Here is a 22,946-nt window from a genome sequence, read left to right on the forward strand (position 1 = left end):
CCGGCCCGTGCACACCATCGTCGTCGGCGGCGGCATCTCCGGCCTCGCCGCCGCCCACCGGCTGCTGGAGCGCGGCAGCGGCGTCACCGTCCTGGAGGCCACCGGACGGCTCGGCGGCAAGCTGCTCGCCGGACAGATCGCCGGACGCGCCGTGGACCTCGGGGCCGAGTCGCTGCTCGCACGACGGCCCGAGGCGGTCGGGCTGGCCCGCGCGGTCGGACTGGGCGACGCCCTCCAGCCCCCCGCCGTGGCCGGCGGCGCGATCTGGACGCGCGGCGCCGTGCGGCCGATGCCGCGCGGGCACGTCATGGGCGTGCCCGGCGACCCGGCCGCCGTCGGGGACGTCGTCTCGCCCGAAGGGGTGGCCCGCATCGCGCAGGACGAGCGGCTCCCGCCCACGGTGCTCGGCGAGGACGCCACCGTCGGCGGCTACGTCGCCGAACGCCTGGGCCGCGAGGTGGTGGACCGGCTCGTCGAACCGCTCCTCGGCGGCGTGTACGCGGGCGACGCCTACCGCATCTCCCTGCGCGCCGCCGTGCCGCAGCTCTTCGAGGCCGCCCGCGGCGAGCCCTCGCTGCTGGCCGCCGTCCGGGACGTCCAGGCCCGCGCGGCGCGGGCGGGCGCCACCGGACCGGTCTTCCTCGGCATCGACGGCGGCGTCGGACGGCTGCCCGGCGCGGTGGCCGACGCCGTACGGGCGGCCGGTGGCCGCGTCTCGACGGACACCGCCGCCACCGCGCTGCGCCGCACCCCCGGCGGCTGGGAGGTGACGGCCGAGGGGCCCGGGGGCGGCACGCTCCACGCGGACGCCGTCGTCGTCGCCCTGCCCGCCCCCGCCGCCGCCCGCCTGCTGCGGCCCGAGGTGCCGGCCGCGGCCCGGGAGCTGGACGGCTTCGCTTACGCCTCCATGGCCCTGTGCACCTTCGCCTTCCGCCGTGCCGACCTCGCGCGCGTCCCCGGCGGCAGCGGCTTCCTGGTGCCCTGGGTGGACGGACGCACGATCAAGGCGGCCACCTTCGCCTCCAACAAGTGGTCCTGGATCGCCGCCCAGGACCCGGATCTGTTCGTTCTGCGCACCTCCGTCGGCCGCTTCGGCGAGGAAGCGGTGCTGGAACGCGACGACGCCGACCTCCTCGCCGCCTCCCTCGCCGACCTGCGCGACGCCGCCGGGCTCACGGCCCGCCCGGTGGCGAGCCGGGTCACCCGGTGGGACGCCGGGCTGCCGCAGTACCCGCCCGGGCACCTGGACGCGGTGGCCCGCGTCCGGGCCGCCGTCGCCCGGCACCCCGGACTCGCGGTGTGCGGCGCCGCCTACGGCGGTGTGGGCGTGCCCGCCTGCGTCGCCGACGGGCAGCGCGCCGCACAGGAGACCCTGGCGGCGGACCGGCCCGGCACCGGGGCGAGAATGGCCCCATGACTGACGCACCGCACAAGGCCCCGAACGCGGGCAAGAAGGCCAAGGACCTCAACGAGGTCATCCGCTACACCCTGTGGTCCGTGTTCCGCCTGAAGGACGTGCTCCCCGAGGACCGCGCGGGCTGGGCGGAGGAGGTGGAGGAGCTGTTCGGGCGGCTGGCGCAGGAGGACGTCACCGTGCGCGGCACCTACGACGTCTCCGGGCTGCGCGCCGACGCCGACGTCATGATCTGGTGGCACGCCGAGACCTCCGACGCGCTCCAGGACGCCTACAACCGCTTCCGCCGCACCCGGCTGGGACGGGCGCTGGCACCGGTGTGGTCCAACATGGCGCTGCACCGCCCGGCCGAGTTCAACCGGTCGCACATCCCCGCGTTCCTGGCCGACGAGACGCCGCGGGCCTACGTCAGCGTCTACCCGTTCGTCCGCTCCTACGACTGGTACCTGCTGCCGGACGAGGACCGGCGCCGCATGCTCGCCGACCACGGCAAGATGGCCCGCGGCTTCCCCGACGTGCGGGCCAACACCGTCGCGTCCTTCTCGCTCGGCGACTACGAGTGGCTGCTCGCCTTCGAGGCGGACGAGCTGCACCGCATCGTGGACCTCATGCGCCACCTGCGCGCCTCCGAGGCCCGCCGTCACGTCCGCGAGGAGGTGCCGTTCTACACCGGGCGGCGCAAGCCGGTCGCCGAGCTGGTGGCGGACCTGGCCTAGCCCCGCCGCCCGGCGCCGCCGTCCCGCCGCGTCGTCAGTGCGGCGGGACGGCGGCGCCCGTCCGGCGGCCTCCCGCGGCCCGGGCTCGGGGCGGCCCGGGCAGGAGGTGGCCGCCGGCGGGCAGCGCGCCCTCCAGCAGCAGCGTCGGCGGCACATCGCCGCACCGCGGCGCAACGGTCAGAGCAGCCCGGAGGGCAGGACGTCCAGCGCGTCCACCAGGCCGTGGCTGAGGCTGTCCTGCTTGACGATGCGCTGGTCGCCCAGCTGCACGGCGCGGCAGCTGCCGTCCACCTGGGCGCCGGGCGAGAGCAGCACGAGGTTGCAGAGCATCACCGGTTTCTGCGTGGTCCGGTTGCTGTCGGCGGCGGCCGTCCCGGCACCGGTGAGGAGCACGGCCGCGGCCAGGGCGGGCAGGGACACCGCGCGCAGGAGCCGTCGCGTCGTCACCCGCGTCACCCCACCGTCGCGGGCACGGCCGCGGCGACGTAGTCGAGCAGGCTGACGCTGGAGGTGCCGGACTCGGTGATGCGCTGGGTCGCGAGCTGGCGCGCCAGGCACTCGGACTCGGTGCCGTCCGGGCCGCTGAGCGTCAGCGGCCCGGGACCGCACAGCAGCGACGGGCTGTGCACGTTGCGGTTGGTGTCCGCGACGGCCGGGGCGGCGGCGCCCAGCAGGGTCAGCGCGGCCGCCGCCACGGCGGCCGGCAGGAGCGGGAAGCGCAAGGGGATCTCCTCGGGAGGGGCGGTTGGCGGGGGCCGGCCGGGGCGGGCCCGCGGCATCAGGGAAGGGCGGTGACCTCGGCGGGGACCACCACGTCCAGGAAGCCGATGAGACCGGCGTCGGAGGTGCCCCGTTTGTCGATCTCCTGCGTGACGCGCTGCTCGGTGCGGCAGATCCGCCCCGTGTCCAGCGCCAGCAGCGACGCCGCACAGGCCAGCGGCGGGTCCGCGACGTTGTCGTTGGTGTCCGCGCGGGCCGGGCCGGCGGTGGACAGCGCGAGCAGTCCGGCCGCCACGGCGGCCGTCGCCGCACCGGGCAGGCGGCGGAACGGCGGCCGCCGGTGGAGAGGTGTTGTCATGGTCGGCACGGGGTCCTCCCGGTGACGCGTGTGGGATGCGGGCGCGGCACCGCCGCCGCCCGGCCGCGCGCCGGGCGCACGGCACACCGTCAACGACCGCGGGCGCCTCGCGTCACGCCGGGCACCGGCGCGGCACGGCGGCGTGACCTCGCGCCCGCCGGGCCGTTATGCGGTACGTCAGGTGCCGTGAGACGGCGCGCGAGGAGGGGCATTGACCGACAGCACGCCGGTTCCGGTGGACGGTGTGGACCTGGAACGCGGGGCCCGGCTGCTGCGCGCCCACGTCGACAAGATCACCTGGCTGGACCGTTCGCCGTTCCTCGGCGCCACGGCCGCCGCACCCGGAATGCCCCCCATCGCCGCGCCGCCCTGGCCGCAGCCGGAACCCGGCGAGCGGCCCGGCGCCGCGCCCGTCCCCGGCGCCGCGCCCGTCCCCGGCGCCGCGCCCGATCCCGGCGGCCGCCGGGTCGCGGTGGCCTTCGCCCCCGAGCACGGGCCCGGCGCCCGGCGCTGGACGGCCGCCGCCGGACTGCCCCTGCTGGCCGCCGGCCCGGCGGTGACGGCCCAGGCCGCGGACAAGATCGAGGCACTCGCGCTGTTCCGCGCCGCCGGGGTTGACGTCCCCGGCCACCTCGTCGTCCCGGCGGACGGCCGGGACGCTGCCGCCGCCTACTGGCGCCCGCAGTGGGAGGCGGCCGTCGTGCAGCGCCGCGAGAACAACCTGACCGGCCGCGGCACCCGCCTCGCCCGGGACGTGCGCGAGCTGCGGGCCTGCCTGGACGCGTGGCCGGGCCACGCGCTGCGCGTCGCGCGGTACCTCGACGGGCTGCCGCTGACGGCGGGCGGCTGCGTCCTGGCCGGACGGGTGCTGGTGTCCGCCGTCTCCCACCAGCTCGTCGGCGTGCCCTGCCTCACCCCGCACTGGGGCGCCCACTGCGGCAACCAGCTCCTGGGCCCGTCGGACCTGCCGCCCGGCGCCCACACGCGGGTGCGCGAGGCGGCCCGCCGCGTCGGGGAGGAGCTGCGCGCCCGGGGCTTCCGCGGTGTCTTCGGGCTCGACCTCCTCCTCACCGCCCCGCCCAGCCCCGGCGCGCCGGGGCGGGTGGTGGCCGTCGAGATCAACCCCCGCTTCCAGACCGTCGTCTCGCTCACCCAGCAGCTCGAACGGGACGCGGGGCTCCTTCCGGCCCTCGGCGCCCACGTCCTGGCCTTCCGCGGGCCGGGAGACGTGCCGGTGCGCACCGCCGCCGCGCCGCCGCGTCCGCTGAGCCAGCTCGTCGTGCACGCCCCGGACGACGGGCCCGCCGCCGCCCTGCCGCCTTCCGGCCGGTACCGGCTCGGGGCCGGTGGCCGCCTCACCGGCCCCCTGCCCCCGCCCGCCACCGGTTCCCTCGCCTCCCTCGCCCCCGACGAGGCGCTGGTGTGGGCCCAGACCGTGCCGGGACGGCCGGTGCGGGCCGGGGACGAACTGCTGCTGGTGCAACTGCCCGGGCGGGTGGCCCCGCTGCGCCACGGGAACGCCCCGGCGCTGCTGCCGCACGCGCGGGCCTGGCTGACGGCCCTCACCGGTCCGGCGCCGCACCCGCCGCCCCGCCCGCCCGCGCCACGACGACCCCCGGGGGAGCCGGTCCGGTGACCGACACGACGGACGGCGGGGCGGCCCACCGCCCCCTGCCCCCTCTCACCCTGTCCGAGCCCGCCATGCGGCGGGCCGGGGAACGCGCCCTGCACCGGATCATCGGCCGGGTGTCCCAGCCGGGGGCCGGGCCGGTGGCTTCCCACCGCACCCGCGAGGAACTGGAGAAGGAGTGGCGCGAGCCCCCGCCCGAGGACGGCGAGGACCTGGCCGCCCTCGTGGACCGGCTCGCCGACACCGCGCTCGTCACCGGCATGCGCTCCGACCACCCCCGCTGCTTCGCGTTCGTGCCGTCCGCGGGCACCTACCCGGCCGTCCTCGCCGACGCCCTGGCCGCCGCCTTCCTCGCCCTCCCCGGCGCCTGGCTGGTCGGCTCGGGACCCACCCAGCTCGAACTCGTCACCGTCTCCTGGCTGTGCGAACTGCTCGGCCTGCCGCCGGGCAGCGGCGGCCTGTGCGTGTCCGGCGGCACCGAGGCCAACCTCACCGCGCTCACCGCCGCCCGGGACTCCCGCCTGCGCGGCGACCTGCGAGGAGCCCGCGCCTACTGCTCGGACCAGGCGCACCCGTCCGTCGCCAAGGCCCTGCACATCCTCGGCTTCACCCGGGACCAGCTCGTCGCCCTGCCGGCTGACGCCGCCCTGCGGCTGCCCCCGGACGCCCTGGCCGCCCGCGTGCGGCGGGACCGGGCGGCGGGGCTGCGCCCCTTCGCGGTCGTCGCCACCGCCGGCACCACCGGCACCGGCGCCGTCGACCCGCTGCCGGAGCTGGCCGCCCTGTGCCGCACCGAGCACCTGTGGCTGCACACCGACGGCGCGCTGGGCGCGGCGGCCCGGATCACCGAGCGGGGCCGCGCCCTGGTGGCCGGTCTGGAACTCGCCGACTCCGTCACCGTGGACCCGCACAAGTGGCTGTTCCAGCCGTACGACATCGGCTGCGTGCTGCTGCGCGAGCCGGGGCTGCTGCGGGAGAGCTTCGCCCTGTCCCGGCACAGCACCGACGTGGACGCGGGCTACCTGGACGCCTCCCGGCACGCGGCCGACGGGGCACCGCTCGAAGGCGAGGTCAACCTCTCCGACTACGGCGTCCAGCTCAGCCGCGGCCTGCGCGCCCTCAAGCTGTGGCTGTCGTTCAAGACGTTCGGGGTGCGCGCCTACCGGGAGGCCGTCGCGGACGGCCTGCGGCTCGCCGAGTACGCCGCCGGACGCGTCAGCGCCCATCCGGAACTGGAACTCACCACCCCCGCGAGCCTGGGTGTCCTCACCTTCCGCTGCCGCCCGCCGGGCGGCCCGGCCCCGGGCCCCGCCCTCGACGGCCTCCAGGCGGCCGTCAGCCGGGCCGTGGTCGCCGGGGGCCAGGCGATGGTCCTGCCCACGCGGCTGCGCGGCGGGCGGGTGCTGCGGCTGTGCACGATCAATCCGCGCTCGGCCGAGGCGGACGTGGACGCCGCCCTGGCCCGCGTCCTGGACGCCGCCCGCCACCTGGCCGGGGGCTGAGCCGCCGTGCCGTCCGCTCCCGCCACCCCGTCCGCGCCGCGCTCCGCCCCGCTCACCGGCGCGGAGTACCTCGCGGGCCTGCGCGACGACCGCGAGGTCTGGCTCCGCGGCGAACGCGTCGGCGACGTCACCGTCCACCCCGCCTTCCGCGGGCACGTCCGCTCCGTGGCCAGCCTCTACGACGCGCTGCACGACCCAGGGCGGCGCGACGAGCTGACCGCCCCCACCGACACCGGCTCGGGCGGCCGCACCCACCCCTTCTTCCGGGTGCCGCGCTCGGTGGAGGACCTGCGCGGGGCGCGGCGGGCCATCACCGCCTGGCAGCGCCTCACCCACGGCTGGCTGGGCCGCGCACCCGACTACAAGGCGTCTTTCCTGGCCACCCTGGGCGCCGGACCCGAACGGTACGGTCCCTTCGCGGACAACGCCCGCACCTGGTACGCACGCGCCCAGGAGGGGGTCCTCTTCTTCGCGCACGCCCTGGTGAACCCGCCGGTGGACCGGCACCTGCCCGAGGACGTGCCGCCCGCCCCCGCCGTCCGGGTGGTGGGGGAGACGGACGCCGGGGTGCTGGTCAGCGGCGCGAAGGTCGTCGCCACCGGCGCGGCCGCGGCCCAGTACGTGTTCGTGGCGCACGCCGGGCCGCCGCCCACCGATCCGGACTTCGCCGTGTCGTTCGTCGCCCCGGTCGCCACCCCCGGCCTGAAGGTGCTGTGCCGTGCCTCCTACGAGCTGGCCGCCGCCGTCGCCGGCAGCGCGTTCGACGCCCCGCTCGCCAGCCGGTTCGACGAGAACGACGCCGTCCTGGTCTTCGACCGGGCGCTCGTTCCGTGGGAGAACGTGCTCGTCCACCGGGACGTGCGGACGGCCGGGTCGTTCCTGCACGACTCCGGCTTCCTGCCCCGCTTCCTCCTGCACGGCGCGACGCGACTGGCGGTGAAGCTGGACTTCCTGAGCGGGCTGCTCCTGCGCGCCGCGCACGTCACGGGCGGGGACGCGCGGCCCGCTGTCCGCGCGGCGGCCGGGGAGGTCCTGGCCTGGCGGCAGACGGTGTGGGCGCACAGCCTGGCCATGGTCGAGGAGGCCCGGCCCGGGCCGGACGGGGCCTGGCTGCCGGACGCGGACACCGCCCACGCCCACCGCGTGCTCGCGGGGGAGGCGTACCGCCGGGTCCGGGAGCTGATCGAGGACGCGCTCGGCGGTGCCCTGTGCTACGTGCCCTCGCACGCGGCCGACTTCGCCGTGCCCGAGCTGCGTCCCCACCTGGACACCTATCTGCGGGGCTCGCACGGCACCAGCGCCGTGGAGCGGGCCAAGGTGATGAAGCTGGCCTGGGACGCCGTCGGCAGCGAGTTCGCCGGCCGCCACGCCCTGTACGAACGCCAGTACGCGGGCAACGCCGCGGTCAACCGCCTGGACGCCTACGACCACGCCGTCGGCAGCGGCCTGGCGGACCGCCTCACGGGCGAGGTCGACGCCTTCCTCACCGGCTCCCGCGCGCCCGGCCCGTGACGCGCCCGGCTGGTGACGCGCCCGGCTGGTGACGCGGCCGGTCCTGCCGGAACGCGTGGCGGACGAGGACGGTGGGAGCGGGCGGATCGGGGCACCCGGGGGACGGAACCCCAGCACGCGACATCCCGGGAGGCACACCGTGTGCGCACAGGCGGTACTGGAGGGCTACACCGGTTTCGACCGCATGCCGATCGCCGGTGAGTGGCGGGCCGGCCGGGCCGGCCGCACCCGGCAGGACACCGACCCCTACAGCGGCGAGGTCCTGCTCGAGATCCCGCAGGCGAACGCCGACGACCTGGACGAGGCGTACCGAGCGGCCCGGGAGGCGCAGCCGAAGTGGGCGGCGCGGCCCGCCTTCGAACGGGCCCGGGTCCTGGAGAGGGCGGCCCGCATCCTGGCCGACCGGGAGGAGGAGCTGGCCGGCTGGCTGTGCCGGGAGGCCGGGGCGACGCGGCCGCGGGCGGGCCTGGAACTCTCCCTGGTACAGGCGGTGACCCGGATGGCGGCGGAACAGGCCGACCGGATCAGCACCTTCCAGGCCGTCGGCAGCGACCTGCCGGACAAGGAGAACCGGGTCTACCGCAGGCCGGCGGGCGTCGTGGCCGTGATCAGCCCGTGGAACTTCCCCGTCCAGCTCTCGAACCGGTCCGTCGCCCCGGCGCTCGCGCTGGGGAACGCGGTGGTCCTCAAACCGGCGGGCGACACCCCGGTGACCGGCGGACTCTTCCTCGCCAGGGTCTACGAGGAGGCGGGACTCCCGCCGGGCCTGCTGAGCGTCGTGGTCGGCGCGGGCCGCGACATCGGTGACGCGATCGTCGAGCACGACATCCCCCGCGTGGTCTCGTTCACCGGATCGACGCCGGTCGGCGAGGGCATCGCGGCCAAGGCCGGACTGAAGCGGCTGGCGCTGGAACTCGGCGGCAACGGTCCGCTGGTGGTGCTGGACGACGCCGACCTCGACCGCGCCGTCCCGGCCGCCCTGTTCGGCAGCTACGTGCACCAGGGCCAGGTCTGCATGGCGACCAACCGCGTCATCGTGGACGCCGCGCTGCACGACGCGTTCGTGGAGCGCTTCACCGCCGGGGCGGCGGCCCTGCGCCACGGCGATCCGGGGGAGGAGGGCACCCAGATCGGACCGGTGATCAACGCCAGCCAGCTCGACTCCATCCGGGACAAGGTGTCGCGTTCCGTCGCCGACGGTGCCGAACTCGTGCTGGGCGGTGAGCCGGACGGTCCGGCCGGGCAGGTGCTGCCCCCGCACGTGCTGCTCGGCGGCAACACCGTCACCACGGCTGCCGAGGAGGTCTTCGGACCGGTCGCGACCATCATCCGGGCGCAGGACGAGGAGCACGCGCTCCGGCTGGCCAACGACACCCCCTACGGCCTGTCCAGCGCCGTGTGCACCCGCGACGAGGACCGTGGCCTGCGCTTCGCCCTGCGGGTGGAGGCGGGCATGACGCACGTCAACGACACCACCGTGCACGACGACGCGCACAGCGCCTTCGGCGGGGAGAAGGACTCCGGCCTCGGGCGCTTCGGCGGCGAGTGGGCCGTGGACGAGTTCACCACCCACCACTGGATCAGCTTCCAGCACGCGGCGCGCGACTACCCGTACTGACGCGCGCCCGGCGGACGGCGCGTCCCGGGCGGTCCGCCGGGAGGCGCCGCCCGCGCCGCCTCACCCCTCGGCGTCGCGCGCCCGCTCCACCGGCAGGAGCTGGCGGACGTCCTGCGGCAGTTCCGCGGCCAGCTTCTCCATCACCTCGGGGCTGACGGCGGCGTCCAGCACCTCCAGCACCGCGGCGGACCGCCGTACGGCGGCGTCCTCGTCGGTGCCGGCGCGGGCGGCGACCCGGCCGGTGAACACGGTCAGGCCGAAGGGCTCGCCGTGCTCCGGGGGCGCTCCCTCCCGTTCCGCTGCGTCGGCTGCCGTCGTGAGGGAGCCGGCGAGTGGCTGCGGGAGCTGGGCCGCCACGTGACCGGCGAGGCCCGGCGGCACCCGCTCGGCGAGCGTCCTGAGCACCGCGCGGGCCGTCCGCTCGGCCGAGCCGCGGTCCGGGAGCTGGGCGAGCGCCTGGACCTGGCCGATCATCTCGTCGTGCTGCATCGTTCCTCACGTCCTTCCCGGGTACGTGTCCCGCCTCCGGCGGCGGGCGGACTCCCGCTGCGGGTACCCCGGCGCCCGGGTGTTCACCGCGTCCGTCCGCGCGGGGGCGCGGGGCGCGGGGGCGCGGGGCGCGGGGGCGCGGCTCAGCGCAGCGAGTCGGCGATCAGCTCGGAGACCCTGGCGAACCGGTAGCCGCGCTCGCGCAGTTCGGGCACGATGCGCCGCACGGCCTCGGCGGTGGCCGGCGCCGCGCTGAGCGTGCAGTGCAGGACGACCACGGAGCCCGGCCGCACCTGTCCGAGCACCTGGCGCACGATGTCGTCCGCGTCCCGGTTGAACGGGTCGCCCCCCGCCACGTCCCACTGCACGGCCGTCACCTCCGCGGGGGCGACGGCCCGCAGGGCGCGGTCGTCGTAGCAGCCTCCGGGGAAGCGGAAGTACGGCAGCGGGTCCTCGATCCCGGCGCCGCGCAGCGCCGCGAACCCCTCCCGGACCTCCGCGAGCGCCCGGCCCTGGCCGAGCGCGGGCAGGCCGTAGCAGGGCTCGGTGAAGGCATGGTGGGAGTAGGAGTGGTTGCCGACCTCGAACAGCGGGTCGCGGCCGATGGAGCGGGCCTGGGCCGGGTAGGTGCGCGCCCACATGCCGGTCACGAAGAAGGTGGCCGGGACCTTCTCCGCGCGCAGCAGCGCGACGAGCGCGGGGTTGTCGAAGCGTTCGCCGCCCGCCGCGCGGGCGCCCTGGTCGGCGGTCATGTCGGCGTCGAAGGTCAGGGCGACGGTCTTGTCCGCCGCATCGCGGGGGCCGTGGCTGAAGACCGCGGTGCGTCCGCTGGCCGAGAGCGGCAGGGTCGCGGGCCGGGCGGGTGCGGCGGCGGGGGCCTGGGCGGCGGCTTCCTCGGGGTCGGCCGTCACCGTGCCCTCCGGGCCGCCGCACCCGGCGGTGGCGGCGAGGACGAGGGAGAGGAGGGCGGGGATGACGGAGCGCGCAGAGCTGATCACGCTGCGAACGTAAGCCGATCATCACACCGGAGGCGCGCCGAGTGCTCCCCTCGGCGGACGCCCGCCTCACCCGCCCGTGGCGCCGCCCGCCGCGCGCGCCGCCGAGCCCTCGTCCACGAGCGCCGCGCCGTCCCTGGCCAGGGCCGTGAGCCGGGAGATGGCGCGGTAGTACTTCTTGCGGTAGCCGCCCTTCAGCATGTCCTCGCCGAACAGCGCGTCGAAGGGGCGGCCGGAGGCCAGGACGGGGATCTCCCGGTCGTACAGCCGGTCCGCGAGCACGACCAGGCGCAGCGCGGTGGACTGGTCGGGCACCGGCGCCACACCGGTCAGGCAGACCGCGCCGAGGTCCTCGCACAGCGCCCCGTACCGGCTCGGGTGCACCTGCGCCAGGTGGTCGAGCAGCGCGGGGAAGGCGTCCAGGCTGGCACCGGGGACGCGGTGCGCGGCCCGCACGACGTCCTCGTCGCCGTAGGGGGCCGGAGCGCCGGGCAGGCCGCGGTGCCGGTAGTCCTCACCGTCGATGCGCAACGGCCGGAAGTGCGCGGAGAGCCCCTGGATCTCGCGCAGGAAGTCGGCGGCGGCGAACCGGCCCTCGCCCAGCTTCCCCGGCAGCGTGTTCGACGTGGCGGCCAGCGCGACCCCCTCGTCCACGAGGCGGCCGAGCAGCGTCGAGACGAGCACGGTGTCACCGGGGTCGTCCAGCTCGAACTCGTCGATGCACAGCAGCCGGTGCTCCGCCAGGGTGCGCACCGTCTCCTGGAAGCCGAGCGCGCCGACCAGGTTCGTCAGCTCCACGAAGGTGCCGAACGCCTTGCGCTCGGGAGGTGCCGCGGTGGCGTGCCACAGGGCGGCCAGCAGGTGTGTCTTGCCCACGCCGTACCCGCCGTCCAGATACACCCCGCGCGGCCCCCGCGGCGCCGGACGGGGGCGGCGGAACCACCGTGCGATGCCCCGCTCCTCGCCCGGCTCGTCACCGAGCGAGGACGCGAAGTAGCGCAGCGCCTCGACCGCCTCGGCCTGGCTGGGCTGCGCCGGGTCCGGTATGTAGGTGTCGAAACGTGCCTTCTGGAAGCGCGGTGGCGGCACCAGCTCCGCCACGAGCCGCTCGGCGGGCACCTCGGGACGCCGGTCGCTCAGCGCGACGGGCGTGTGGTCGCCGGGCCGCCGGGCGCGGTCGGACTGCGTCGTCGGGAACGGAGAGGCGGGGGAGGTCGGCACACCTGCCACTGTAACGCCGCGGGGGCACGCGACCGGCCCGGCCGTGGCCCGTGCCACACTTCCCGCATGCGACGCCTGTTCCCCCCGCCCGCTGACGCCCAGGAGACCGCCGCCCGCACCTGGACGCTGGACGAGCTGGCCGACGCCTACGCCTACCCCGGGGCCGCCGGGGGCCCCGGAGCCGGTCACGCCGGGGGCCCGGAGGCCGGGCCCGGCGGCGCGGGCGGCGGCTGGCTGCGCGGCAACATGGTCGCCTCGCTCGACGGCGCCGCGCAGCACGACGGGCGCTCCCAGCCGCTGTCCGGCGACACCGACATGCGGATCTTCGGGGTGCTGCGCGCGCTGTCCGACGTCGTGGTGGTCGGTGCCGGGACGGTGCGCCAGGAGGGCTACCGTCCGGCACGGGCCCGGGATGCGTTCGCGCGGCGCAGGGCGGCGGCCGGGCAGGTCCCGGCCCCGGCGATCGCCGTGCTGAGCGCCTCGCTCGACCTCGACTTCGCGGCGCCGCTGTTCACCGCGGCGCTCAGCCCGACGCTGCTGGTCACCGGGGCGGCGGCACCGGCGGAGCGGCTGGCCGCCGCCCGCCGCGCCGGGGCGCGGGTGCTGGTGGCGGGGGAGGGCGCGGTGGCGGACCCGGCGCGCGTCCCGGCCGTGCTCGCGGCGGAGGGCCACACCCGGCTGCTCACGGAGGGCGGCCCCCGGCTGCTGGGCGAGTTCGCGGCGGCGGGGGTGCTGGACGAGCTGTGCCTGACCCTCGCGCCCCGGATCACCGCGGGTGACGCCCCCCGCATCATGAACGGACCGCCCGTCCCCGGCGGGCCCGCCGGCTTCGCCCTCCAGTCGCTGCTGGAGGAGGACGGCTTCCTGTTCAGCCGCTACCGCAGGGCCTGAGGGCGCGGCGTGACACCAGGCGGAATGTCACGTTCCGCCTGGCTCCCGCAGGGCAGACTTCTCCCAGCGCGCACCTGCGCACGCGGCTGCGGACCAGAAGGGCGCCCGACGTGTTCACGACCGTACTGATGATCGAGAAACCCCTGGTGCCCACCGACATCGGGCTCGTCACCACCCTGCACGGCGAGGAGGAGGTCTCCTTCGTCGTCCTCATGCAGCCGCGCGGCCGGCAAGACCGCCTCCTGCGCGCCCTCGACGACGTCGCGCTCGGCGAACTGGAGCAGGCCGTCCACGAGGCGGAAGAGCCCGAGGGGACCGAGGCGCTGCCGCCCGCCCGTCTCGCGCTGGAGCACTCGCTGCGCGCCCTGCGCGAGACGGGCGCCGAGGCCGTGGGCCAGATCATCGAACGGCACCCGCTGGACGTGCTGACCTCCGTGGTCGCGCAGACCCGCGCCGACGAGGTCATCGTGCTGACCGCCCCGCACCTGGTCGAGGAGTTCTTCCACCGCGACTGGGCCTCCCGGGCCCGGCACCGGGCGGGCGTCCCCGTGCTCCGCCTCTTCGCCCACGGCGACTGACCGGCGCCGCCCGCCGGGGTGCGAGAATCGTCGGCGGCGCCACGCGGAGCAGCCCGCCGGAGCCCCAGCACGCACACGCCCACGCGAGGAGACCCGTACATGGCATCGGCCGCCCCGACCGGGATGGACAAGCCGCACTTCATCGGCATCGGCGGCGCCGGGATGTCGGGCATCGCCCGGATCCTCGCGCAGCGCGGAGCCCGCGTCGCGGGCAGCGACTCCCGCGAGAGCGCCACCGTCGCCGCCCTGCGCGCGCTCGGCGCCACCGTCCACATCGGCCACGCCGCCCACCACCTCGCCCCCGACACCAGCTGCGTCGTCGTCTCCTCGGCGATCCGGCCCGACAACCCGGAGCTGGCCGCCGCCGCCGAACGGGGCGTTCCCGTCGTGCACCGCTCCGACGCGCTGGCCTCCCTCATGACGGGGCTGCGCACCGTCGCCGTCGCCGGCACCCACGGCAAGACGACCACCACGTCGATGCTCGCCGTCAGCCTGCGCGCCCTCGGCCTCGACCCGTCCTACGCCATCGGCGGCGACCTGTCCGGGCCCGGCACCAACGCCCACCACGGCGCTGGCGCCCACTTCGTGGCCGAGGCAGACGAGAGCGACCGCAGCTTCCACGCGTACGCCCCCGAGGTGGCGATCGTCCTCAACGCCGAGCTGGACCACCACGCCAACTACGCCTCCATGGAGGAGATCCACGCCTCGTTCGAGACGTTCGTGGGCAAGATCACCCCCGGTGGCACGCTCGTCGTCAACGCCGACGACCCCGGCGCCCGGGAGCTGACCGCCCGGGTGCGGGACAGGGCGGGCCTGACCGTCACCACCTACGGTGAGTCGGCCGACGCCGACGTCCGCGTCCTGGACGTCACCGCCCACGGCCTGACCAGCGAGGTCACCGCCCTCCTCGGCGGCGAGCGGCTCACCTTCACCGTGTCCGTGCCCGGCCGCCACTACGCGCACAACGCCGTCGCCGCCCTCGCGGCCGGAGCCGCCGCGGGCGTGCCCGCGGGCGGCCTGGCCGGCGCCCTCGCCTCCTACACCGGCGTCGGCCGCCGGCTCCAGCGCGTCGGCGAGGCGGCCGGGGTCCGGGTCATCGACTCCTACGCGCACCACCCCAGCGAGATGACCGCCGACCTGGAGGCCATGCGCGGCGCCGCCGCCGACGGGCGCGTCCTCGTCGTCTTCCAGCCCCACCTGTTCAGCCGCACCCGGGAGCTGGGGGCCGAGATGGGCGCCGCCCTCACCCTGGCCGACGCCTGCGTGGTCCTGGACGTCTACCCGGCCCGCGAGGACCCGCTCCCCGGCGTCACCAGCGCCCTGGTCACCGACGCCGCCCGCGCCCGCGGCGCCGACGTCACCCCGCTCGCCGCGAAGGACGCGGTGCCCGGGGCCGTCGCCGGAATGGCGAAGCCCGGGGACCTGGTTGTCACCATGGGGGCGGGCGACGTCACCGAGCTGGGACCGAAGATCCTGGCCCGCCTGGAGAACGGAGAAGAGCGCTGATGCCGTACGAGATCGACAAGCCCGACGAGCAGTGGCGCGCGGAGCTGACCGACGAGGAGTACCGCGTGCTGCGCCAGGCCGGGACCGAACGGGCCTTCACCGGCGAGTACACCGACACCACCGCCGAGGGCGTCTACTCCTGCCGGGCCTGCGGCGCCGAGCTGTTCCGCTCCGACACGAAGTTCGCCTCCCACTGCGGCTGGCCGTCCTTCTACGACCCGGCCGACTCCGCCGCCGTCGAACTGGTCGACGACTTCTCGCTCGGCATGAGCCGCACCGAGGTCCGCTGCGCCCGCTGCGGCTCCCACCTCGGGCACGTCTTCTCCGGCGAGGGCTACCCCACCCCGACCGACCAGCGCTACTGCATCAACTCGGTGTCACTGCGCCTGGAGGAGAAGGGGTAGGCCGGGGCGCACCGGCCGTCCCACCGCTGCCCGGCCCGCCTTGACGGCCGCACGGCACCGGCCAACAATTCAACAGTGTCCGAGCATCCAGCGCGTCCCGCCGCGGTGCCCACCGCCACGTACCGGCTGCAACTCCAGCCCGGCTACCCCTTCGACGCCGCGGCCCGCGACGTGCCGGCCATCGCCGCGCTCGGCGTCTCCCACCTGCACCTGTCGCCGGTGCTGGAGGCCGTGCCCGGCTCCACACACGGCTACGACGTCACCGACCACACCCGGGTCCGGGCCGAACTCGGCGGCGAGGCCGGGCTGCGGGCGCTGTCCCGCACCGCCCGCGAGCACGGGCTCGGCCTCGTCGTGGACGTCGTGCCCAACCACATGGCCTTCCCCGCGCCCGCCTCGCTCAGCACCCCGCTGTGGTCGGTGCTGGCCGACGGCCCCGCCTCGCCCTACGCCCACTGGTTCGACATCGACTGGGACGCCGGGGACGGCCGCGTCCTCGTCCCCGTGCTCGGGCGGCGGCTCAGCGAGACACTCGCCGAGCCGGGCGCCCTCACGGTCGTGGACGACGAGGTGCGCTACCACGAGCACCGCTTCCCCGTCCGGGCGGGCACCGGGCACCTGCCGCTGCCCGAGCTGCTGGACGCCCAGCACTACCGGCTCGCCTGGTGGCGGCTGGCCCGCACCGAACTGAACTACCGCCGCTTCTTCTCCGTCTCCGAGCTGATCGGCGTCCGCGTGGAGGACCCGGAGGTGTTCGCCGCCACCCACGAACGCGTCCTCGCGCTGCTGCGCGAGGGCGTCGTACACGGCCTGCGGATCGACCACCCCGACGGGCTCGCCGACCCCGGCGGCTACCTGCGCCGGCTGCACGAGCACACCGGCGGCGCCTGGACGGTGGTGGAGAAGATCCTCGCCGTCGACGAGCGCCTCCCCGGCGGCTGGCCGGTGGCCGGCACCACCGGCTACGACGGCCTGCGCCACGTCGACGGCCTCTTCGTGGACCCGCAGGGCGCGGTGAAGCTCACCGACGCCTACCGCGCGGCCGTCCCGGTCCGCGACGACGCCGGCGGGGAGTGGGACGCCACCGTCGGCCGGGCCGCCCGGGAGGTCGCCGGGCACGAGCTGGCGGCCGAGGTGGGCCGTCTGGTGCGCGCCGCCCGCGCCGCGCTGGCCCGCGAGGCCGGCGGGCCGCGCTCCGGCGACCGGGGCGACCACGCCGACTGGGTGCTGGAACGGGCGCTGCGCGAGGTGCTGGTCCGCATGCCGGTCTACCGGCTCTACCCGCCGCCGGACGGCGACCCGGCCGCCGCCGCCGGACTGCTGGAGGAGATCGCCGCACCGGCCCGCGCCGCGTTCGCCGTCCCCGAGGAGGCCGCGGGCGTGGACGCGGTCTGCCGCCTCGTCCTGCGCGACCGCGAGTTCGCCGCCCGCTTCGCCCAGGTCTGCGGCGCCCTGCGGGCCAAGTCCGTCGAGGACACCGCCTTCTACCGCTACCTGCCGCTGCTGTCGGCCGCCGAGGTGGGCGGCGAGCCGGGCGAACCGGCCGTCTGTGCCGACGCGTTCCACGCCCACTGCGCCCGCGTCCAGCGGGACTGGCCGGCCACCGGCACCGTGCTCACCACCCACGACACCAAGCGCAGCGCCGACGTGCGCGCGGCCCTCATCGCCCTCACCGAGGACCCGGCGGGCTGGGCGGCGCTGGCGGACCGGCTCATGGACGAGACCTCACGCGCGACGGCCGACGCCGTGGACCCGCACACCGCGTGGCTGGTCTGGCAGACCGCCTACGGCCTCGGCACGCCCGACCGCGAACGGCTGGCCACCGCGCTGCTGAAGGCCGTGCGCGAAGCCGGGCTGCGCACCACCTGGACGGAACCGGACGCCCGCTACGAGGCCGCCGTCGAGCGCTACCTGGATGCGGGCCCCTGCGGCGAGGCCGGGCGCCGGGCGCTGACCGCCTTCGCCGAGGCGGCCGCGCCCCGGACGCGGGCCGTCTCGCTGGGCATGGCCCTGCTGCACCTGACCATGCCCGGCGTCCCGGACGTCTACCAGGGCACCGAGGAGCCGTACCGGGCCCTGGTGGACCCGGACAACCGCCGCCCGCCGCGCTTCCCGGCCGCCGCCCGTGAGGGCGAGAAGGGGCGGCTCACCCGTACCGCGCTGCGGCTGCGGCGCGCACACCCCCACTGGTTCGGCGCCGAGGGCCACTACACGCCGCTGACCGCCGAGGGGGCCGCCGCCGAGCACTGTGTGGCCTTCGCCCGCGCGGGGGCGGTCGTTCCCGTCGTGACCCGGCTGCCCGGACGGCTGGCCGACGCGGGCGGCTGGCGGGACACCGTTCTGCCGCTGCCGCCGGGGCGCTGGCGGGACGTCCTCGGCGGTCACGAGGCCGAGGGCCGCGCCGGGCTGGCCCGGCTGCTCGCCGACTCCCCGGTGGCGCTGCTGGTGCGGCAGGACTGAGACCCGGCGGGCCGTGCCGGAGTCAGGGGCCGTCCGGCGTCCAGGGGGCCGTCAGGCGGAAGCCGACCTGCCCGAACCGCACCTGGTCCCCGGGGCGCACCGCGACCGCCCCCGTCACCCGCCGCCCGTTCACCCAGGTGCCGTTGAACGACCCGAGGTCCCGCAGCGTCCACCCGGAGCCGGTGTGCCGGAGCTGGGCGTGGCTGCGCGAGACGGTGTGGTCGCCCAGCCGCAGCACCGATCCCGGCGCCCGCCCGATGGACAGCGGGTACGGACCGGGGCCGGGCAGCAGCAGCTCCGGGAGCCGCCCGGCGCGCCAGGCCCGGCGCAGCCGCACCGGGAGCGCCGACAGCCTGGCCACGGCCCGCAGCAGCACGCCGCGGCGCCGCCGGTGCGGACCCAGATCGGCCAGCACCGCGTGCACCTCGTCCGGGTGCCGGGCGTGCAGGACCACCTCCACGCGCCGCTCGAAGGTGTGCGAGGACACCCGGCCCTGCACGGCGCTCTCCCGCAGGACGCCGAGGGCGCGGTCCCGGTCCGCGTCGGACAGCCGCGGCGGTGGGGAGCGGAACTCGAACGTCGCCATGACCGGCGATTGTCCAGGCCCCGCACCGGTCTTGTCCACACGCCCCGGCCGTCTCCCGCCGGGCCCGGGGCCGTTCGGCCGGGCCCGGGGCTGCGGGCGCCGTGGCGCACGGCGCCCGCAGCCCCGACCATGGTGTCCATGCTGTTCGAGGTGTGGGCACCACAGGCACAGCGGGTCGCGCTGCGGCTCGGCTCCGACGAGGACGCGCGGGACGCCGCGCAGGACGCCGCGCGAGGCAGCGCACGGGACACGGCGCGGGACCGGGCGCCGGACCTCCCGATGGAACGCGACCCGCGGCGGCCCGGCTGGTGGCGGACCGACGCCCCCGCGGGCCCCGGCACCCGGTACCGCTTCGTGCTGGACGACGGGCCGCCACGCCCCGATCCGCGCTCCCGGCGCCAGCCGGACGGCCCCGAGGGCCCCAGCGCCGTCACCGGCCCGGAACCGGACGCCTGGCACCACCCGTGGCCGGGCCGCGGCCTGGACGGCGCGGTGCTGTACGAACTGCACGTGGGCACCTTCACCCCCGAGGGCACCTTCGACGCGGCCGCCGGGCGCCTCGCCCACCTGGCGGACCTCGGCGTCACCCACGTGCAGCTCATGCCCGTCTGCCCGTTCCCCGGCCGGCACGGCTGGGGCTACGACGGGGTGGCGCCGTGGGCGGTGCACGAGCCCTACGGCGGCCCGGCCGGGCTGCGCCGCTTCGCGGACGCCGCCCACGGCCACGGCCTCGGCGTCGTCCTGGACGTCGTCCACAACCACCTGGGGCCCGCGGGGAACCAGCTCCCCGCCTACGGGCCCTACTTCACCGACGCGCACCACACCCCGTGGGGCGCAGCCGTCAACCTGGACATGCCCGGGTCCGACGAGGTCCGCGCGTACTTCATCGGCAGCGCCCTGGCCTTCCTGCGCGACTTCAGGCTCGACGGGCTGCGGCTGGACGCCGTCCACGCGCTCGCCGACGGCCGCGCCCACCACTTCCTCGCCGAACTCTCCGAGCGGGTGGACGCGCTCGCCGCCGAGACGGGCCGCCCGCTGTTCCTCATCGCCGAGTCCGACCAGAACGACCCGCGCACCACCACCGCCCGCGACCGGGGCGGCCTCGGCCTGCACGGGCAGTGGAACGACGACTTCCACCACGCCCTGCACACCGCGCTCACCGGTGAGTCCCAGGGCTACTACGCCGACTTCGCGCGCGACCCGCTGGCCGCGCTCGCCAAGACGCTCACCGGTGCCTTCTTCCACGACGGCGGCTACTCGGCCTTCCGCGGCCGCGGCCACGGCCGTCCGCTGGACCGGGCCGCCCCGGCGCACCGCTTCGTCGGCTACGCCCAGACGCACGACCAGATCGGCAACCGGGCGCTCGGCGACCGGCTCGCGGCCACGCTCACCCCGGAACTGGCCGCCTGCGCCGCCGCGCTCGTGCTGTGCGGGCCCTTCACACCGATGCTGTTCATGGGCGAGGAGTGGGGCGCGCGGACACCCTGGCAGTACTTCACCGACCACCCGGACCCGGAGCTGGCCGAGGCCGTCCGCACCGGGCGCCGCCGCGAGTTCGCCGCCCACGGCTGGGCGGCCGGGGACATCCCCGACCCGCAGGACCCGGCCACCCGCGACCGCTCGTGCCTGGACTGGACGGAGCCCGGACGCGAGCCGCACGCACGCCTGCTGGACTGGCACCGCCGCCTGATCGCCGTCCGCCGCGAACACCTGGACCCCGGGCTGCGGCTCGGCGACGTCACCGTCGAGCGGGCCGACCCGGACACGGAGCCGGACGCGCGGTGGCTGGCCGTCCGGCACGGGACGCTGCTGGTCGCGGTGAACCTCGGCGCGGCGCCCGCCGAGGTGCCGCCGCTCGCGTCGGGGAGCCCGCTCGCGGCCACCCACCGCCGCACCGGCACCCGGCTGCCGCCGCACGCGGCGGTCGTGCTGCGGACCTGACGGCGCACCCGCGGGCCGCGCCCCGCCCGGCACCCCACCGCGCGTGCCCGCCGGACGCCCCCGCGTTCACGCAGGGCGCCGCAGGACCACCAGGCTCCGGTCCGTGACGGTGATCCGGTCGCCCGCCGTCACGTTCGGGCCCGTCCACGGCGGGTGCCCCTCCTCGCGCGCGGTGTCCACGAGCGTGTGCCACGGGCTGCCGTGCCCGTCGGGCACGGCGAAGTCGAGCTTGTCCTCGTGCGCGTTGAACATGAGCAGGAAGGAGTCGTCGGTCACCCGCTCGCCGCGCGGCCCCGGCTCGGAGATCGCGTTGCCGTTGAGGAAGACGGTGAGCGCCCTGGCGTGCGCCTCCTGCCAGTCCTGCTGCGTCATCTCCTCGCCCTCGGGGGTGAACCAGGAGATGTCGGAGAGGTCGTCGTGGGTGCCCTCGACCGGGCGGCCGTGGAAGAAGCGGCGGCGGCGCAGGACGGGGTGGTCCCGGCGCAGCCACACCATCGCGCGGAAGAACGCGAACATCGGGTCGTCCTCGCCCGCCTCGGGCCAGTGCACCCACGCCACCTCGCTGTCCTGGCAGTAGGCGTTGTTGTTGCCGCCCTGGGTGCGGGCGAACTCGTCGCCGTGGCTGAGCATCGGCACGCCCTGCGACAGCATCAGCGTGGCGGCGAAGTTGCGCATCTGGCGGCGGCGCAGCGCCAGCACGCCCGGTTCGTCCGTCTCGCCCTCGATGCCGCAGTTCCAGGAGCGGTTGTGGCTCTCGCCGTCCCGGTTGTCCTCGCGGTTGGCCTCGTTGTGCTTCTCGTTGTACGACACCAGGTCGTGCAGGGTGAAGCCGTCGTGGCAGGTGACGAAGTTGATCGACGCCAGCGGGCGCCGCCCGTCGTCCTGGTAGAGGTCGGAGGAGCCCGTCAGCCGGGAGGCGAACTCGGCGAGGGTGCGGGGCTCGCCGCGCCACAGGTCCCGCACGGTGTCGCGGTAGCGGCCGTTCCACTCCGTCCACAGCGGCGGGAAGTTGCCGACCTGGTAGCCGCCCTCGCCCACGTCCCAGGGCTCCGCGATGAGCTTGACCTGGCTGACCACCGGATCCTGCTGGACGAGGTCGAAGAAGGACGAGAGCCGGTCCACCTCGTGGAACTGGCGGGCCAGTGTGGCCGCCAGGTCGAACCGGAAGCCGTCCACGTGCATCTCGTCCACCCAGTAGCGCAGCGAGTCCATGATGAGCTGGAGCACGTGCGGGCTGCGCATCAGCAGCGAGTTGCCGGTCCCGGTGGTGTCCTCGTAGTAGCGGGCGTCCGGCTGGGTGAGCCGGTAGTAGGACGCGTTGTCCAGGCCGCGGAACGACAGCGTGGGGCCCAGGTGGTTCCCCTCGGCGGTGTGGTTGTAGACGACGTCGAGGATGACCTCGATGCCCGCCGTGTGCAGCGCCTTGACGGCCTGCTTGAACTCCAGCACCTGCTGGCCCCGGTCGCCCCAGGAGGCGTAGGCGTTGTGCGGGGCGAAGAAGCCGATCGTGTTGTAGCCCCAGTAGTTCGTGAGCCCGGCGTCCGCGAGGCGGTGGTCGGTGACGAACTGGTGCACCGGCATCAGCTCCAGCGCCGTCACCCCGAGCTGGGTCAGGTGCTCGATGACGGCCGGGTGGCTGAGGGCCGCGTAGGTGCCGCGCAGCTCCCCGGGCAGCTCCGGGTGGAGCATCGTCAGGCCCTTGACGTGGGCCTCGTAGATCACCGTGCGGTGGTACTCGTGGCGCGGCGGACGGTCGTCGCCCCAGTCGAAGTAGGGGTTCACCACGACGGACGCCATGGTGTGCGGCGCCGAGTCCAGGTCGTTGCGGCGTTCGGGCTGCCCGAAGTGGTAGCCGTAGACGGCCTCGTCCCAGTCGATGCTGCCGCTCATGGCCTTGGCGTAGGGGTCCAGCAGCAGCTTGGCGCTGTTGCAGCGGTGGCCGCGCTGCGGCTCGTAGGGGCCGTGCACCCGGAAGCCGTAGCGCTGCCCCGGCATGACGCCGGGCAGGTAGGCGTGGCGGACGAAGGCGTCCGATTCGCGCAGCTCGACGGCCGTCTCCGAACCGTCGTCGTGCAGGAGGCACAGCTCGACGCGATCGGCCGTCTCGGAGAACACGGCGAAGTTGGTGCCCGCGCCGTCGTAGGTGGCGCCCAGCGGATACGCCTGCCCCGGCCAGATCTGCATGGGCCCTCTCTCTGTCGTCCGTCTCGGTGAACGCTCGCGGTGGTCCGTACCGAGTGTGCCCGTTCACCCCGCGTTGTGCGCACCGTCTGTGCACACGGGGCTACACGAGCGACTATCTTCCCCTGGCAGGGCCGTCAGGCAAAGGAAGTTGGTGGGAGATACTGCTGCCGCGTCCCGGGCGTGGCAGTAGGCTCCTTGATCGAAACCACGGGGGCGGAAGG

The 22,946-nt window shown here is 76.2% G+C and carries 20 protein-coding genes; 12 read left to right on the top strand and 8 right to left on the bottom strand.

Annotated elements, in window-relative coordinates:
• Window positions 1-7 precede the first annotated feature (7 nt).
• The gene (hemG, locus tag V1J52_RS01140) at window positions 8-1,417 is read left to right on the top strand and encodes a protoporphyrinogen oxidase (RefSeq protein WP_330137605.1); all 1,410 of its coding nucleotides are present in this window, start codon (window positions 8-10) and stop codon (window positions 1,415-1,417) included.
• On the top strand, window positions 1,414-2,130 hold the full coding sequence (gene hemQ, locus V1J52_RS01145) for a hydrogen peroxide-dependent heme synthase (protein WP_330137606.1): 717 nt from the start codon (window positions 1,414-1,416) through the stop codon (window positions 2,128-2,130). The genes hemG and hemQ overlap by 4 nt, the downstream gene beginning before the upstream one ends.
• 177 nt (window positions 2,131-2,307) lie before the next feature.
• Here the strand turns inward: hemQ and V1J52_RS01150 are convergent, their stop codons facing one another.
• From V1J52_RS01150 to V1J52_RS01160, 3 genes are read right to left on the bottom strand one after another with little or no spacing between them, the layout of a single operon-like run.
• Entirely contained in the window at window positions 2,308-2,577 is a 270-nt protein-coding gene (locus V1J52_RS01150) for a hypothetical protein (protein ID WP_330137607.1), read from the bottom strand.
• Between the two features lie 5 nt (window positions 2,578-2,582).
• Complete coding sequence (locus V1J52_RS01155) at window positions 2,583-2,852, bottom strand: hypothetical protein (protein WP_330137608.1); 270 nt, start codon at window positions 2,850-2,852, stop codon at window positions 2,583-2,585.
• A gap of 56 nt (window positions 2,853-2,908) precedes the next feature.
• Window positions 2,909-3,208 (bottom strand): hypothetical protein, encoded by a 300-nt coding sequence (locus V1J52_RS01160; protein WP_330137609.1) that lies wholly within the window; start codon window positions 3,206-3,208, stop codon window positions 2,909-2,911.
• Window positions 3,209-3,419: 211 nt separating this feature from the next.
• Here V1J52_RS01160 and V1J52_RS01165 point away from each other — a divergent pair, with 211 nt between their 5' ends.
• From V1J52_RS01165 to V1J52_RS01180, 4 genes are all read left to right on the top strand, one after another.
• Window positions 3,420-4,844 (top strand): ATP-grasp domain-containing protein, encoded by a 1,425-nt coding sequence (locus V1J52_RS01165; protein ID WP_330137610.1) that lies wholly within the window; start codon window positions 3,420-3,422, stop codon window positions 4,842-4,844.
• Complete coding sequence (locus tag V1J52_RS01170; RefSeq protein ID WP_330137611.1) at window positions 4,841-6,340, top strand: pyridoxal phosphate-dependent decarboxylase family protein; 1,500 nt, start codon at window positions 4,841-4,843, stop codon at window positions 6,338-6,340. Before V1J52_RS01165 ends, V1J52_RS01170 begins: the two co-directional genes overlap by 4 nt.
• A gap of 6 nt (window positions 6,341-6,346) precedes the next feature.
• A complete protein-coding gene (locus tag V1J52_RS01175; protein WP_330137612.1) occupies window positions 6,347-7,852 on the top strand; it encodes a 4-hydroxyphenylacetate 3-hydroxylase family protein in 1,506 nt (501 codons plus the stop codon).
• A 157-nt stretch (window positions 7,853-8,009) separates the two neighbouring features.
• Window positions 8,010-9,470, top strand: a complete 1,461-nt coding sequence (locus tag V1J52_RS01180; protein ID WP_443075705.1) for an aldehyde dehydrogenase family protein — start codon at window positions 8,010-8,012, stop codon at window positions 9,468-9,470.
• 60 nt (window positions 9,471-9,530) lie between these two features.
• Here the strand turns inward: V1J52_RS01180 and V1J52_RS01185 are convergent, their stop codons facing one another.
• The 3 genes from V1J52_RS01185 to zapE all read right to left on the bottom strand — a co-directional run bounded on the left by V1J52_RS01185 (window position 9,531) and on the right by zapE (window position 12,175).
• On the bottom strand, window positions 9,531-9,959 hold the full coding sequence (locus V1J52_RS01185; RefSeq protein WP_330137614.1) for a DUF2267 domain-containing protein: 429 nt from the start codon (window positions 9,957-9,959) through the stop codon (window positions 9,531-9,533).
• 143 nt (window positions 9,960-10,102) lie between these two features.
• Window positions 10,103-10,957 (bottom strand): polysaccharide deacetylase family protein, encoded by an 855-nt coding sequence (locus V1J52_RS01190; RefSeq protein WP_330137615.1) that lies wholly within the window; start codon window positions 10,955-10,957, stop codon window positions 10,103-10,105.
• Window positions 10,958-11,023: 66 nt separating this feature from the next.
• Complete coding sequence (gene zapE, locus V1J52_RS01195) at window positions 11,024-12,175, bottom strand: cell division protein ZapE (RefSeq protein ID WP_443075675.1); 1,152 nt, start codon at window positions 12,173-12,175, stop codon at window positions 11,024-11,026.
• 66 nt (window positions 12,176-12,241) lie between these two features.
• On the opposite strand from zapE, the gene V1J52_RS01200 reads away from it, so the two are divergent.
• From V1J52_RS01200 to treY, 5 genes are all read left to right on the top strand, one after another.
• Complete coding sequence (locus V1J52_RS01200) at window positions 12,242-13,066, top strand: dihydrofolate reductase family protein (RefSeq protein ID WP_330137616.1); 825 nt, start codon at window positions 12,242-12,244, stop codon at window positions 13,064-13,066.
• A gap of 110 nt (window positions 13,067-13,176) precedes the next feature.
• The gene (locus V1J52_RS01205) at window positions 13,177-13,644 is read left to right on the top strand and encodes an indole-3-glycerol phosphate synthase (protein ID WP_330137617.1); all 468 of its coding nucleotides are present in this window, start codon (window positions 13,177-13,179) and stop codon (window positions 13,642-13,644) included.
• Window positions 13,645-13,743: 99 nt separating this feature from the next.
• Window positions 13,744-15,150: a UDP-N-acetylmuramate--L-alanine ligase gene (gene murC, locus V1J52_RS01210; RefSeq protein ID WP_330137618.1), complete on the top strand. Its 1,407-nt coding sequence runs from the start codon at window positions 13,744-13,746 to the stop codon at window positions 15,148-15,150.
• Entirely contained in the window at window positions 15,150-15,554 is a 405-nt protein-coding gene (gene msrB, locus V1J52_RS01215) for a peptide-methionine (R)-S-oxide reductase MsrB (RefSeq protein ID WP_330137619.1), read from the top strand. The genes murC and msrB overlap by 1 nt, the downstream gene beginning before the upstream one ends.
• Before the next feature lie 75 nt (window positions 15,555-15,629).
• A complete protein-coding gene (gene treY / locus V1J52_RS01220; RefSeq protein WP_330137620.1) occupies window positions 15,630-18,014 on the top strand; it encodes a malto-oligosyltrehalose synthase in 2,385 nt (794 codons plus the stop codon).
• Window positions 18,015-18,036: 22 nt separating this feature from the next.
• Here treY and V1J52_RS01225 read toward each other — a convergent pair whose 3' ends face one another.
• Window positions 18,037-18,600: an FHA domain-containing protein gene (locus V1J52_RS01225; protein ID WP_330137621.1), complete on the bottom strand. Its 564-nt coding sequence runs from the start codon at window positions 18,598-18,600 to the stop codon at window positions 18,037-18,039.
• Between the two features lie 138 nt (window positions 18,601-18,738).
• Here V1J52_RS01225 and treZ point away from each other — a divergent pair, with 138 nt between their 5' ends.
• Window positions 18,739-20,541 carry a malto-oligosyltrehalose trehalohydrolase gene (treZ, locus tag V1J52_RS01230; RefSeq protein ID WP_330137622.1) on the top strand — a complete coding sequence of 601 codons (1,803 nt, stop codon included), beginning with the start codon at window positions 18,739-18,741 and terminating at the stop codon, window positions 20,539-20,541.
• 66 nt (window positions 20,542-20,607) lie between these two features.
• Here the strand turns inward: treZ and glgX are convergent, their stop codons facing one another.
• A complete protein-coding gene (glgX, locus tag V1J52_RS01235; RefSeq protein ID WP_330137623.1) occupies window positions 20,608-22,725 on the bottom strand; it encodes a glycogen debranching protein GlgX in 2,118 nt (705 codons plus the stop codon).
• Window positions 22,726-22,946 lie beyond the last annotated feature (221 nt).

The organism is Streptomyces solitudinis (genome assembly GCF_036323765.1).
Taxonomy (GTDB): domain Bacteria; phylum Actinomycetota; class Actinomycetes; order Streptomycetales; family Streptomycetaceae; genus Streptomyces.